Source organism: Amycolatopsis sp. cmx-4-83, from assembly GCF_046548815.1.
In the GTDB taxonomy this organism is placed as follows: domain Bacteria; phylum Actinomycetota; class Actinomycetes; order Mycobacteriales; family Pseudonocardiaceae; genus Amycolatopsis; species Amycolatopsis pretoriensis_A.
The window spans coordinates 84856-98335 of record NZ_JAEBEF010000005.1; the positions used below are offsets into that span (position 1 = coordinate 84856).

At 69.5% G+C, this 13480-nt stretch carries 12 protein-coding genes; 7 read left to right on the forward strand and 5 right to left on the reverse strand.

Annotation, left to right across the window (positions count from 1 at the left end; genetic code table 11):
- Positions 1 to 28: 28 nt before the first annotated feature.
- Genes ACLJQM_RS16125 through pdhA form a run of 3 tightly spaced genes read right to left on the reverse strand, consistent with a single transcriptional unit; the run spans position 29 to position 3268 of the window.
- Positions 29 to 1204 carry a dihydrolipoamide acetyltransferase family protein gene (locus ACLJQM_RS16125; protein WP_410631876.1) on the reverse strand — a complete coding sequence of 392 codons (1176 nt, stop codon included), beginning with the start codon at positions 1202 to 1204 and terminating at the stop codon, positions 29 to 31.
- Complete coding sequence (locus tag ACLJQM_RS16130; protein WP_410631877.1) at positions 1197 to 2192, reverse strand: alpha-ketoacid dehydrogenase subunit beta; 996 nt, start codon at positions 2190 to 2192, stop codon at positions 1197 to 1199. Before ACLJQM_RS16130 ends, ACLJQM_RS16125 begins: the two co-directional genes overlap by 8 nt.
- Positions 2192 to 3268 (reverse strand): pyruvate dehydrogenase (acetyl-transferring) E1 component subunit alpha, encoded by a 1077-nt coding sequence (pdhA, locus tag ACLJQM_RS16135; RefSeq protein WP_410631878.1) that lies wholly within the window; start codon positions 3266 to 3268, stop codon positions 2192 to 2194. Before pdhA ends, ACLJQM_RS16130 begins: the two co-directional genes overlap by 1 nt.
- Positions 3269 to 3393: 125 nt before the next feature.
- Between pdhA and ACLJQM_RS16140 the strand changes: the two genes are divergently transcribed.
- The 7 genes from ACLJQM_RS16140 (at position 3394) to ACLJQM_RS16170 (ending at position 11934) form a co-directional block, all read left to right on the forward strand.
- Positions 3394 to 3870, forward strand: coding sequence for an Lrp/AsnC family transcriptional regulator (locus tag ACLJQM_RS16140; RefSeq protein ID WP_315863311.1), 477 nt, complete (start codon positions 3394 to 3396; stop codon positions 3868 to 3870).
- Positions 3871 to 3876: 6 nt separating this feature from the next.
- Positions 3877 to 4434 carry a DUF2199 domain-containing protein gene (locus ACLJQM_RS16145; RefSeq protein WP_410632182.1) on the forward strand — a complete coding sequence of 186 codons (558 nt, stop codon included), beginning with the start codon at positions 3877 to 3879 and terminating at the stop codon, positions 4432 to 4434.
- Between the two features lie 119 nt (positions 4435 to 4553).
- The gene (locus ACLJQM_RS16150; protein WP_410631879.1) at positions 4554 to 7145 is read left to right on the forward strand and encodes a glycoside hydrolase family 3 protein; all 2592 of its coding nucleotides are present in this window, start codon (positions 4554 to 4556) and stop codon (positions 7143 to 7145) included.
- Between the two features lie 100 nt (positions 7146 to 7245).
- Positions 7246 to 7893 (forward strand): LuxR C-terminal-related transcriptional regulator, encoded by a 648-nt coding sequence (locus ACLJQM_RS16155; RefSeq protein WP_410631880.1) that lies wholly within the window; start codon positions 7246 to 7248, stop codon positions 7891 to 7893.
- Between the two features lie 230 nt (positions 7894 to 8123).
- The gene (locus tag ACLJQM_RS16160) at positions 8124 to 10106 is read left to right on the forward strand and encodes a sensor histidine kinase (protein WP_410631881.1); all 1983 of its coding nucleotides are present in this window, start codon (positions 8124 to 8126) and stop codon (positions 10104 to 10106) included.
- 98 nt (positions 10107 to 10204) lie between these two features.
- Positions 10205 to 11323 (forward strand): hypothetical protein, encoded by a 1119-nt coding sequence (locus tag ACLJQM_RS16165; protein ID WP_410631882.1) that lies wholly within the window; start codon positions 10205 to 10207, stop codon positions 11321 to 11323.
- A complete protein-coding gene (locus tag ACLJQM_RS16170) occupies positions 11320 to 11934 on the forward strand; it encodes a hypothetical protein (RefSeq protein ID WP_360765965.1) in 615 nt (204 codons plus the stop codon). The genes ACLJQM_RS16165 and ACLJQM_RS16170 overlap by 4 nt, the downstream gene beginning before the upstream one ends.
- A 581-nt stretch (positions 11935 to 12515) precedes the next feature.
- On the opposite strand, the gene ACLJQM_RS16175 is transcribed toward ACLJQM_RS16170, so the two are convergent.
- Both ACLJQM_RS16175 and ACLJQM_RS16180 read right to left on the reverse strand, forming a co-directional pair.
- Positions 12516 to 12947, reverse strand: coding sequence for a hypothetical protein (locus ACLJQM_RS16175; protein WP_410631883.1), 432 nt, complete (start codon positions 12945 to 12947; stop codon positions 12516 to 12518).
- A gap of 8 nt (positions 12948 to 12955) precedes the next feature.
- Positions 12956 to 13444, reverse strand: coding sequence for a hypothetical protein (locus ACLJQM_RS16180; RefSeq protein ID WP_360765963.1), 489 nt, complete (start codon positions 13442 to 13444; stop codon positions 12956 to 12958).
- Positions 13445 to 13480 lie beyond the last annotated feature (36 nt).

The window sequence follows — 13480 nt, forward strand, 5'->3', positions numbered from 1 at the left end:
TCACCACCGGCCAACGCCGCCGGTGCGTCTACAAATCACCGAGGGCGGTGACGGGTGACTCCACGCAGTCGGCGACGAACCGCAGGAACCCGCCCGCCGTGCCGCCGTCGCAGACGCGGTGGTCGAAGGCCAGCGTCAGCTCGCAGACCTTCCGCACCGCCAGCCCGCCGTCGACCACCCACGGCCGGTCGATGATCCGGCCGATGCCGAGGATCGCGGCCTCGGGGTGGTTGATGATCGCGGCCGAGCCGTCGACGCCGAAGACGCCGTAGTTGTTGACGGTGAACGTGCCGCCGGTCAGGTCCGCGGGGGCCGGCTTGCCGTCCCGCGCGGTGCGGGCGCGGTCGCCGATCGCCGCCGAAAGGTCGCGGGTGGACAACGCCCCGGCGTCGCGCACCACCGGTACGACGAGCCCGCGGTCGGTCTGCGCGGCGAACCCGAGGTGGATCTCGTCCAGCACGACGATCTCGTCGCCCTCGACGCGCGAGTTCAGCTCCGGGTACTTGCGCAGCCCGGCGACGGCGAACCGCGCGATCAGCCCGAGCAGGCTCACCGGCCGGTCCGTCCCGGCGTTGAGGGCCGCCCGCGCGGCGACCAGCCCGGTCGCGTCGACGTCGACCCAGACCGTGGCCTCGGGGATCTCGCGCCGGGACGTCGTCAGCTTGTCGGCGACGGCCTTGCGCACGCCGGTCAGCGGGATCCGCCTCCCCTTCGCGACGGGCTTCTTCAGCGCCGCCTCGACGTCCGCGCGGCGGATGATGCCGTCCGCGCCGGAGGCGGTGACCTTCGCGAGGTCGAGCCCGTTGTCGGCGGCCAGCTTCCGGACGAACGGCGAGATCACGCCGGGCGCCTTGGCCTTCGGGGCGGGTGCTTCGGGACGCCGCACGCGCTTGCGCCGCATCGACGGCGCGGTGCCGTAGCCGATGAGGACGTTGCCGCTGCCGGCGGAGGTCGTGACGCCGGGCTCGGCGAACCCGCCGACGCTCAGCAGCGGCGCGCCGACCGGCAGCAGCTGCCCCGGCGTGCCGTGCAGCGCGGACACCACGCCGGCGAACGGCACCGGCACCTCGACCGCGGCCTTCGCCGTCTCGACCTCGACGACGATCTGGTCGACCTTCACCGTGTCGCCCACGTTGACGTGCCAGGTGAGGATGGCCGCCTCGGTCAGGCCTTCGCCGAGGTCCGGCAGCAGGAAGTCAGGCACCGGCCACCACCGGGGTGTCGTTCCACTGCAGGCGCGCGACGGTGTCGAGGATCCGGTCGACGTCGGGCAGCGTGTGCCGCTCCAGCTTCGGCGCCGGGTAGGGGATGTCGAGCCCGGTCACCCGCAGCACGGGCGCGTGCAGCTGGTGGAAGCACTGTTCGGTGACGCGCGCGACGACCTCGGCGCCGTAGCCGCCGAAGCCCGCGGCCTCGTGCACGACCACCGCGCGGCCGGTGCGGCGCACCGACGCCGTCACGGTCTCGTCGTCGAACGGCGAGAGCGAGCGCAGGTCGACGACCTCGACGTCCCAGCCCTCGTCCTTCGCGGCCTCGGCGGTTTCCAGCGCGGTGGCGACCATCGGGCCGTACGCGATGAGCGTGACGTCCTTGCCGGGGCGGCGCACGACGGCCTTGTCCATGGGCGGGCTCTTCCGGGCGAACGAAACCTCTTCGCCGGACCAGTAGCGTGCCTTGGGTTCGAGGAAGACGACCGGGTCCGGCGACTCGATGGCGTCGCGGAGCAGGTCGTAGGCGTCCTGCGCGGTGCCCGGCGTGACGACGCGCAGGCCCGGCGTGTGCGTGTAGTAGGCCTCGCTGGAGTCGCAGTGGTGCTCGACGCCGCCGATGCCGCCGGCGTAGGGGATCCGGATGACCATCGGCAGCGAGAGCGCGCCGCGGGTGCGGTTGCGCAGCTTCGCCACGTGCGACGTGATCTGCTCGAAGGCGGGGTAGGCGAAGGCGTCGAACTGCATCTCGACGACCGGGCGGAACCCGCCCATGGCCATCCCGACGGCGAACCCGACGATCCCGGATTCGGCGAGCGGCGTGTCGAAGCAGCGGTTCTCGCCGAAGTCGGCGGTGATCCCGTCGGTGACCCGGAAGACCCCGCCGAGCGCGCCGACGTCCTCGCCGAACACGAGCACCCGGTCGTCGTCCTTGAGCGCGTCCCGCAGGGCGGCGTTGAGCGCCTGCGCCATCGTGGTCGTCATCAGGCCTCCAGCTCGGCTTCGAGCGCCGCCCGCTGGGCCGCCAGCTGGCGGGTCGGTTCGGCGTAGACGTGGTCGAACAGCGACAGCGGGTCGAGCTCGGGCTCGGCGTTCAGGGTGTCGCGGACGGTCTGGGCGAACTCTTCGGCTTCGGCGTGGCAGAGCTCGATTTCGTTCTCGCTCAAGGCGTTCCGGCCCTTGAGGTACGTCTCGAGCCGCCGCAGCGGATCCGCTTCACGCCACTTCTCGACTTCGCCGGCTTCGCGGTAGCGGGTGGCGTCGTCGGCGTTGGTGTGGGCGTCGATGCGGTAGGTGTGCGCCTCGACGAGCACCGGGCCCTTGCCTTCGCGGGCGTGCTTCACGGCGTCGTCGAGGACGGCGAGGACCGCGACGGCGTCGTTGCCGTCGACCTGCTCCGCGCGCATGCCGTAGCCGATGCCCTTGTACGCCAACGCTTCCGCGGCGCTCTGCTTCTCGAAGGGGACGGAGATGGCGTAGCGGTTGTTCTGCACGAAGAACACCGCGGGCGCCTTGAAGACGGCGGCGAAGTTGAGCGCCTCGTGGAAGTCGCCCTCGCTGGTGGCGCCGTCCCCGATGAGCGCGAGCGCGACGGCGTCCTCGCCGCGGCGCTGCATCGCGTGCGCCAGCCCGGCGGCGTGCAGGGTCTGCGTGGCGAGCGGAGTGCACTGCGGCGCTACGCGCGTCTCGGCCGGGTCGTAGCCGCAATGCGCGTCGCCGCGAAGCAGCGTCAGGACTTCGCCGGGCTGGAGGCCGCGCGCGATGAGGGCGACCGAGTCCCGGTAGGTGGGGAAGAGCCAGTCCTGCTCGCTCAGCGTGAGCGCGGCGGCGACCTGGCAGGCTTCCTGGCCGGCGCTGGAGGGGTAGACGGCGAGCCGGCCCTGCTTGGTGAGCGCGGTGGCCTGGACGTCGAACCGGCGCCCCAGGACCATCAGCCGGTAGGCCGCTTTCAGCCGGTCTTCGGCGGGCTCGGCGTACCCCTCGTGCAGCTCGACGCGGCTCCCGTCCTCGGCCAGGAACCGCACCGGGGTCGCGGACGGCAACAAGGTCTTCACGGACACCACCTCTCGCAGACATATGATGCTGAAATGGTGGTTCTCGGCGGTGTTGTGTTCAAGGGTTCGGCGAAATGAGCGACAAACAGTCTTCATCGGGATCTTCCGGAGACCAAACGTCCACCGGTGGCCTGGCTCACGGCGGCCTACCGGGACGAACGGCCCCGGCGTTGGACGACGTCGACCGCGCGATGCTGGCGGAGCTGTCGGCCGACGGCCGGCTGGCGGTGCGGGCGCTGGCGGAGAAGCTGCACATTTCGCGCACGAACGCTTACGCACGGTTGGAAAGACTGATGGCGGAGGGGGTGATCACGGGCTTCGGCGCCCGGATCGACCCGCGCCGGGCGGGGCTGGGGACGTCGGCGTACATCATGGTGACGGTCGAGCAGACGTCGTGGCGGACGATGGCGACGGATCTGCACGAGATCCCGTACGTGGACCACGTGGCGCTGGTGGGCGGGGACTTCGACATCCTGTTGCTGGTGCGGACGCCGGACAACCAGACGCTGCGGGACGTGGTGCTGGAGCGGCTGCAGGCACTGGAGGGGGTGCGCTCGACGCGGACCTGGCTGATCTTCGAGGAACTCCCCGGGTCGGTGCTGAGCTGACCTGCGCTGCCGGACACGACCGGCTACACCTGCACCAGCTGCGGCGAGCACCACGACGAACTCCCCTTCGCCTACAGCACCCCGGCGCCGGCCTTCTGGCGGGACGATCCCGCCGACGTCCTCGAACCCGAACGCTGCGTCATCGGCGGTGAGCACTACTTCCTCCGCGGCCGCTTGGTGCTCCCGGTGCTCGACGCCGAAGAACACTGGAACATCCCGCAGCGCACGGCCGAGCCGCCGTACTTCGGGTGGCTCGCCACCGAGCTGCCCGGGTACGAGCCCGGCACCCTGAACCTCAAGACCAACCTGCACACCCGCCCGCCCGGCGAGCGGCCGCTGATCGAGCTCGAGCCGACCGGGCACCCCCTCGCCGTCGAGCAGCGGGACGGCGTCACGCTGATCCGGGTGCAAGCCGTCGCCGGGCTGCTCCGGCACCGCCGACGAACGGGCAGAACCCTTGCCCGCCAGCACCCTTGCACTTCACCGCCCCACGGACTAAATGTGATCCCATCGCCGCCCGACTCTTATTTTATGTCGAGAAATAACTACCTCGAAACCTATTGACGTCGGTCGCCCGCCCGGTGAGGATCGGCCGGTCCGCCGTTCATCGCAGAATGGACCAGACCATGGCCAGAAGATCCCGCGCGTGGTCCCGTGCGCGCCGAAGTTCGCTCGTCACGCTGATGAGCCTGAGTCTGCTGGGCGGGATCGCCTCAGCGACGCCGGCCCAAGCAGACGCACCCGCCCAGCCCGTGATCGGCCAGCCCGCCAAGGACAAGAACGGCTGCGCCAAGATCGAGAAGAGCCTCCCCACCCTCGCGGACTGGCCCAAGGTCGACAGCCGGTTCAAGGGCAAGGCCGACGACGAGGCGCGCATCGCCCAGATCCTCTCCGGGATGACCCTCGAGGAGAAGGTCGGGCAGATGACGCAGCCCGAGATCACCTCGATCACCCCCGACGAGGTCAAGCAGTACGCCATCGGCTCCGTCCTCAACGGCGGCGGCGCGTGGCCCGGCGGCAACAAGCACGCCACCCAGCAGGACTGGCTGAACCTCGCCGACGCCTACTGGAACGCCTCGAAGACCAGCCGCACCAAGATCCCCGTCATCTGGGGCATCGACGCCGTGCACGGCAACAACAACGTCTACGGCGCCACCGTCTTCCCGCACAACATCGGCCTCGGCGCGGCGCACGACCCGTGCCTGGTCCGCGACGTCGCCGGCGCCACCGCCCGGCAGATCCGCGCCACCGGCCAGGACTGGGCCTTCTCGCCCACCCTCGCCGTCGTCCAGGACGACCGCTGGGGCCGCACCTACGAAGGCTTCTCCGAGGACCCGCGGATCACGCGCTCCTACGGCTTCGAGGCCATCGACGGCCTCCAGGACGGCGCCACCAAGCGCATCGGCTACAACGGCGTGATCGCCACCGCGAAGCACTTCATCGGTGACGGCGGCACGCTCAAGGGCCAGGACCAGGGCGTCAACCCCTCCTCCGAAGCCGACATGATCAACATCCACGGCCAGGGCTACTACGGCGCGCTCGCCGCCGGCAGCCAGACCGTGATGGTGTCGTTCAACAGCTGGACCAACGCCGACCTCGGCATCAACGAGGGCAAGCTGCACGGCAGCGACAAGGCGCTGAACCAGATCCTCAAGGGCAAGATGGGCTTCGACGGCCTCGTCGTGTCGGACTGGAACGGCATCGGCCAGGTCACCGGCTGCACGAACTCCTCGTGCCCGCAGGCGATCAACGCCGGCATCGACATCGTGATGGTGCCCGCCGACTGGAAGGCGTTCATCACCAACACGATCGCTCAGGTGCAGAGCGGCCAGATCCCGATGGCGCGCATCGACGACGCCGTGACCCGCATCCTGCGCGTCAAGCTCCGCGACGGGCTCTTCGAGTCGCAGAAGCCGTCCGACCGCTCCTACGCGAACTCCGACGAGGCGCTGAAGGACAACTGGCTGGCCCGTGACGCGGCCCGTGCGTCGCAGACGCTGTTGAAGAACAACGGCAACGTGCTGCCGCTGAAGCCGTCCTCGAAGGTGCTGGTGGTCGGCAAGAGCGCCGACAACATCCAGAACCAGACCGGCGGCTGGACGCTGAGCTGGCAGGGCACCGGCAACACCAACGCCGACTTCCCGAACGCCACCTCGATCCTGACCGGGATCAAGCAGGACCTCGGCGACGCGAACGTCACCTTCGACGCGACCGGCAGCGTCGACCCGAAGGGCTTCGACGCGGTCATCGCCGTCATCGGCGAGACGCCGTACGCCGAGGGCGTCGGCGACCTGACCCGCAAGACCCTCGAGGCGTCGAAGCTCTACCCCGAGGACCTGGCCGTGCTGGACAAGGTCAGCGGCAAGGGCACCCCGGTCGTCACCGTCTACGTCGGCGGGCGCCCGCTGTACATGAACAAGGAGATCAACCGCTCCGACGCGTTCGTGGCGGCCTGGCTGCCCGGCACCGAGGGCGGCGGCGTCGCCGACATGCTGGTCAAGGGCAAGGACGGCACCGGCTACCAGGGCACGCTGAGCTACTCGTGGCCGAAGAGCGCGTGCCAGTCGCCGCTCAACCCGTGGTCCCCGGACTACGACCCGCTGTTCAAGCTGGGCTACGGCCTGAAGAGCGGCCAGCGCACCACGATCGGCCAGCTGGACGAGACCCCGGGCCCGGCGACGTGCGGCTCCACCGGCGGCGGCGGGACGGCGACCGAGGACCTGTCGATCTTCGACCGCACCGACGTGCCGCCGTACACGAGCCAGATCGGCTCGGCGGAGAACTGGGGCGGCACGGTGATCGGCCCGGACGCGACCGCGGCACACAGCGAGATCAACGTCGTCCCGACGGACGTCAACGTGCAGGCCGACGGCCTCAAGGCGACCTGGACGGGCACCGGCGCGGCCCAGCTGTACATGCAGAACACAGCGGGCACGAACGACCTGCGCGGCTACCTCAACGCCGACGCGGCGCTGGAGTTCGACACGATCGTGCAGCAGGCACCGGTCAACCGGACGGTGATCAGCATGCACTGCGTCTACCCGTGCTTCTCCGAGGTGAACGCGACCAAGCTGTTCACCGACCTGGCCGGCGGCGCGAAGACGACGGTGAAGATCCCGGTGTCCTGCTTCAACAACGGGCTGGACTTCGAGCACATCAACACGCCGTTCCTGGTGTACACCGACGCCGCGTTCCAGGCGTCGTTCGCGAACGTGCGGTGGGTGCCGAACGGGGCGAAAGATCCTGATGCGAGACCTTGTTCGAGTTTGACCTAGGTACCGGGCCGGGCCGGGAGCGCGAAGCTCCCGGCCCGGTTTCGTAACAGGCAGGCCGGAGGAAGCGACGTCTCATTCGCTCACTCGCGAAGGAGACCAGGTGATCAGCGTAGCCGCCGTCGACGACCACCCGATGCTGCTCCACGGACTTCAAGCCTACCTGTCCGAGCACGCTGAAGACGTCGACCTCTGCGCGGTGCACCCGTCCGTTTCGGCGCTGCTCGCCGAGCCCGTGACCGCAACGGTGGTGCTGCTCGATCTGCTTCTGCCCGAGGAACGGGACATCACCCAGAACGTGCAGCGCATTCGCGCCGCCGACGCCCAGGTGGTCATCTACACCTCCGACTCCCGGCCCGGGATCGTCCGAGAAGCCCTCGACGCCGGCGCGCTGGGCCTGGTTTTGAAAGGCGACCCGGGTGACCGCGTGGTCGACGCGATTCGCGATGCTGCGAAGGGTGAAAAATCGTACTCGAGCAGGCTGGCGCACGCGATCGTCACCGACCCTCGCGCGGTCGTGCGGTTGACCCCGCGCGAACGCGAGGTACTCACCCTGATCGCCAAGGGCAAGCCGCGAAAGCTCATCGCGAAAGAGCTCGGCATCAGCGAGAACACACTCCCGACGTATCTCAAGCGCGTGGACGAGAAGTACTCCAGAGCCGGGAACGTCACCGCGAGTCCCGGGGAGCTGGCTGCCTTCGCCCTCCAGGACGGCTACATAGAACTGCCTCCAGACCGGCCCACCGGGTGAGCGGTTCGCCGGGAACCTACCGCTACAGCGTCGAGCGCGGACTTCAACGTGCTTTCGCGGTCCTCACCGTGCTGCTCGTCATTTCCTTTCTCGGTGCGTTCCTGCCGGTGGCGGGCCGCATCCACACCATGGCGTGGATCGCTTCCACCGGTTTTCTCTGCTACCTAGTCGTCCTGACGTTCAGAAGCTGGCAACTCCGGTTGAAAGAAAGCGATGGGATCATCGCATCGGTGGCGGCGCTGGTGACTGTCCTGGCGAACCTGGCGCCGGCACCGGTCCTGATCCCCTTGTCGGCCAGACCCACCCCGGTCGTGGTCGCGGTCATCCTGGTGGCGGGCTTCCACTCCAAGATCCGCACCTGGCTGATCTGTTCGACCCTGGGGTTCGCACACGTGCTCGTCACCGTGTGGGTGGGCGGGGCGGACAGCGCGATCGAAGGACTGTGGCCCATTCTGGCCGCACCGGTCGCCTCGGCCGCCGTGACCAAGGTGCTCAGGGCAGCAGGAACTCGGGCTGACCAGGCACAGCAGAGTCTGCCCGAAGCGCAGGTCGTCGAAGCGAAAGCAGCGGCCGGCCGGGCAGCGCATCGAGACTTCCAACGGATCCTGCACGACGATGTCTCGGCGGCCCTGCGCGCAGTCGCCACGGTCGGGATCGACCGGGAAGCTGTCCGCGCCGCCTGCGGTGAAGCCGTACGCCGAGCCGAGCAAGAGCCACGGATGCCGGCGGAGAACGCCGAAAGCCTCGAACTCCTGCTCGCTGATTTGCCGTCCCCGGCCGGGCTCGAGCTGAACCTCTTCAGCGAAGGTTCCCCGACGGTGCCCGCGCCGGTCGCCCGGGCGACACTCGACGCCGCACGGCAAGTGCTGGTCAATGTCGAGCGGCACGCACGCGCGAGCGGGGTGTCCGTTCACCTGCGCGGGGACAACGACGGATTCACCGTGCGGATCCATGACGACGGCGTCGGCTTCCGGCCCGCCGAGGTCCGGGGAACCTCCGTGGGACTGCGGGACTCCGTCACCGGCCGCATGGCCGACGTCGGCGGGAAAGCCACGATCGTCTCGGTACCCGGCCGGGGTACCACCGTGGAGCTGTCCTGGTCAGCCGCCGACGCGGCGGAATCCGGGCCGGTGACGCAATCGTGGGTCCAAGGTCTGCACGCGGCGGTGGACGACGTCCGCGGCCCCTTGGCGGCCGTGTGCTTCCCCTACCTGCTGAGCATGGCCATCCCGGTCGTCCGCCACCTCGACGCCGCTCCGTCGATGCCTTGGCTCGCCGGCTGGTACGGGATCATGGCCGCGGCGACGGCCTTGCTGATCTCCCGAGCCGATCGGCCGTTCCCCCGAGCCGGGGTTCGCGTCGCCGCACTGTGGACAGCCGCAGGTGCGGTCTGGGCCCTGCTGGTCATCCCGGCGGACAGCATCCAGACCTACGTGTCGTGGCCCGTCGGCGCGATCGGACCGATCCTCGTGGTCCTCTTCACCTTGGGACTGCGCTGGGAAGCCACCATCGTCCTCCTGATCCAGCAGTGCGCGCTGGCAGCGCTGGTGTTCGGAGGAGTCCTGCACACGCAGTCCTTCGTCGAGGCGTTGCCGGCCGCGATGTCGTCGTCACTCTGCCTCGTTTCGGGCGCGGTGATCACGAGCACGATCGCGAAGCTGGGCAAAGTGGTGCTCGAAGCGGGCGCGGAGCGCACTGAGATCGCCAGTGCGGCCGCGGCGCGGGACAGCAGACTGGCCTGGCGTTCACGCCGGATCGACGAGATAGGCCGGGAAATCCTGCCGTTCCTGCGGGACGTCGCGACCGGCGGCGGCCTGACCGACGACCCCGCGGCGACCCGGCACCGCGCCCGCACGCTCGAGTGGATGGCGCGCGACGAGCTGCACATTCCCGGGGTGCTGGACACCGGCAGCAGGCGGCGACTCGAAACCGCCCGGCTGGACGGCTGCGTCGTCACCATCCAGGCCGACACCGACACCATGGAGCCTCCCCGGGTAGTGCGTGACCTCCTCGAATCCGCGCTGAGCACGTCGGTCACCCCGCGCGAAGTGATCTTGAGCCTGCATCCCGAACCCGGCCGGACGATCATCAGCCTGGTCTGCGTCCCCGGCGATTCCCAGCGTGCCGGCCTGCTGCGCGCGACGGTACCCGCGGGCACGGTCGACGACGAACCGGAAGCCACTTGTGTCGAGGTTTCCGTCGCTGCTCGGTGAAGGTGTCCTGGATTTTGCGGACAGCGGCCGAGGGGCGTACCGCGCCACGATGAACCCATCGGGCACACAGCCCGGTTCATCGGAAGAGAAGGTGCGAAATGGAATCCTTGCGCGAACGGTTCACCAATCCGGCGTGGCAGCAGAAAGTCATCATGCACTTGACACTGCCCGACGCGGTCACCCTGAAGACGCGGACCGGCGACGCCAACTGGCTGCCCACGATCTTCTGGTTCTTCGACCAGGTGGGCGAGGCGGTCGAGCGCGAAGGCGGGGCCATCAGCAAGTACCTGAACGATGGGGTGGTGGCGGCGTTCCCGATCGACCGGGCGGCCGAGGCGATCAACGCCGCGATCATCGTCCAGGAGCGGATCACCGAAGCGCAGCGGGAGAACAGCTACCGCTGCAACTGCGCGATCGGCGTCGCCACCGGCCGAGCGGTCGAGTTCCCCGGCGGTGTGGACACGACCTACATCGGCCCGGTCGCCGACCGGGCGGAGCGGCTCTCGGACGGCGCCAACGCGGGGGCGATCTTCGTGGACGAACCGACCGTGGGCGCGGCCAACATGATGAAGGTGTTCGCCACCTACGGGAACGTGATCAACCGCGAGGGCAGCCAGTACCTCGCGGCACTCGAAGAGCTGCCTGCGGAAGGAGCGGGCGAGCGGATCTCCTACCACGAGATCCTCTGGGCCGCCCAGTCGTTCGGCGTCCGATCGAGAGCCGTCACGAAGATCACCGTGCCACAGCCGATCGTCTCGCCCCAATCCGGTCCGGCGCGCGAGCGCGTCGCCTGGCAGCGGGGCACGGTGTCCAACTGGCTCGGCGAGAAGGAGATCGGATTCCTCACCGGCGACCACGGGGAGACCTACTACCTGCACCGGGACAACATCTGCCTCGAAGCGGGTGAGGTCAAACGCGGCGAAGCGGTGTTCTTCGTCGCCCAGGCGCCCCGCGAGCAGGACCGCAACCCGCGCGCGCTGTGCGCGATCCCGCTCGGTGCGGAAATCACAGTCACGATCACCAAGATCTTCACCGCGTACGGGTTCTGCCAGCTGTCCGACACGCGGGGCACTCTCCAAGAGCTGTTCCTCGACCTCGGTCACGGCGCCCAGGACCGCTACCGGCGCGGTCAGGAACTGAAGATCAGGATCGACCGGAACCCGAGGGGCCCGATCGGGATCGTGCTCGACCCGGTCCGCGAATCGCTGTCGGCGTGAGAAAGGCCTTCGAGCGCGGCGGCGGCGTCGGCATCGGCGCCCTCATGACCGCCCTTGGCGTCGCCGCCGTGCTCATCGGCTGGAACTGCGACGGATACCTGCAGTCCGTTTTGCTCGAGGTGGGTGCCGCGTTCTTGCTCCTGGCACCGCTCAAGTTCGTCGAGATCGCGATGACCCGGCGAATCGGGCGGCGGGTCGAGGACGGCGTCGCCGAAGCGTTGAACGGGACTTCGGGCAGTCCGCACCCGGACGACGCCGATCGAATTCGCACGCACCTGATCCGTCAGCTGGATGCCCAGCGTCCGCGTGAATGGAAGGTGGTGAATCCGCCGGATGAACCGTTCGACTTCGTTTTGGAACGCAAGCAGAAACGCATTGCCGTAGTCATCCGCCACACACCTTTTCCCTTGGATTCGGCGACGGTCAGGCGGATGATGGCGGAAGCCCGGGTACACGGGATCCCGGAACTCATCGTGATCAGCTTGTCGATTCCGACCGAGCTGGCCGCGGAGCAGGCCGAACGCACACCGGGACTGCACTTGATCGCAAGCACCGACGACGGCGTTCTCGAAGCCGAGTTCGGCGCGGCTGTGGGTCTCGACCTCGTTTGACCCAAGCATGGGACCGGGCCGGGAGCGCGACCAGCTCCCGGCCCGGTCCTTTCAGCTGCTCGCGTCCATCGCCACGCTCGACGCTCGGACAGCTCCCTCCGGGTCAGCCGCGCCACCACCCACCCGCGCTGGAACACCAGTAGCCGCCCGAAAGTTCGCCACGAGGGCCGCCGCGGCCGGCGCCGAGCCGGCCGGGTGCTGGTGTCGGGCCACAGCGGCTGGTCGAGCGTCAGGCCGTAGCGCTTCCGGTCACCGGGGACGAACGCGATCCCGGCCCGGCCGCGGCGCGGACCGAACGCGGCGCGGGTCGGCCATCGATGTTCGATCGTGGCCCAGTGCCCAGTGCCCGGCCGCCACCGGGGCGCTGGCCGATCCGGACCGCGTCGCCGCCGACGGCGCAGGTGTTCTCCGGCGTCCTCATGCGACTCGGCACGGTGGCCGGAGGCTCGGTCCGCGCCACCCGCCCGGTGGCCGGTACCGGCCTGCGTGTCCGGCGCCGGATCCGCACGCAGTGCGTCGAATTCCTCCCGGATCTCACCTTGCCGAGCGAAGCGAAGTCGGGATCTGGACGAAGTGGTCGCTCAGTGCTGCATGCCGTAGGACTTCTGGCACGGGTAGCCGTCGTTCGTCGCCGACCAGCTCGCCGGGTAGCCGTTCTGCGCCCACGCCGCGTAGGCCTGCGCGTAGCTGTACCCCCTCGCGCGCAGCCACTGGCACGGGGTCTGCCCGGCCGACGGCGTGATCGCGATCCACGACTGGGCGTTGATCCAGCCCGGCTGGGCGTACCACTGGCTCGTCGCGGCGACGCCCGCCGGGGCCGCGGTCACCGTCTGCGGCGGGGGCACGTAGACGGTCTGCGGCACCGGCGCGGTCACCGTCGGCGTGCTCGGCGCGGTGACCGTCGCCGTCGAAACCGGTGCCTGGGAGGCGCTTCCGGCGATCGTGCGCGGCAACCCGCACGACGCCAACGCGAGCACGGCGGAAAGCGCCGCGACTGTCCGAAGTGTACGCATGGCGGTTCTCATCCCGTCCTGGTCATGTGACTCCCGACGATGACGCCGCCGGAAACGGTGTACGTGCCGGAGAAAGTCCGGGTCGTGCCGTCGGTCTGGGCCGCCGACAGGACGACGTGGACGGTGCTGCCGCGGATGTCGGTGACGGTCAGCGTGTCCCACGCCGTCGTCGCGAAACCACCCGCGTACTTGGTGTACCCGCCGCCGCCCGCGATGCGGCTGCCGCCGAGGGACCACGCCGTGGCGAAGTCACGCCGGTTGATCGCGTCGTAGTACGCGATCACCGTGGCCGCCGCCCCCGGGTTTTCCCGCGGTGGCAACGAAACCGGCGGCTGGACGTACACCGGTGCGGGCACCGCGACCGTCGCGGTGCTGGTGACCGGTGCCTGGGGCACCACCGTGACCGGCACGGGCACGCCGGTCACCGGGATCCCGCACGCGGTCGCACCCAGCAGCACCAGGGCGGCCACGGCGATTCTGGTCGCGTTCACGGCCATCACCTTCTTCCGTGTCCGCTCCCTGGAATCGGGCGG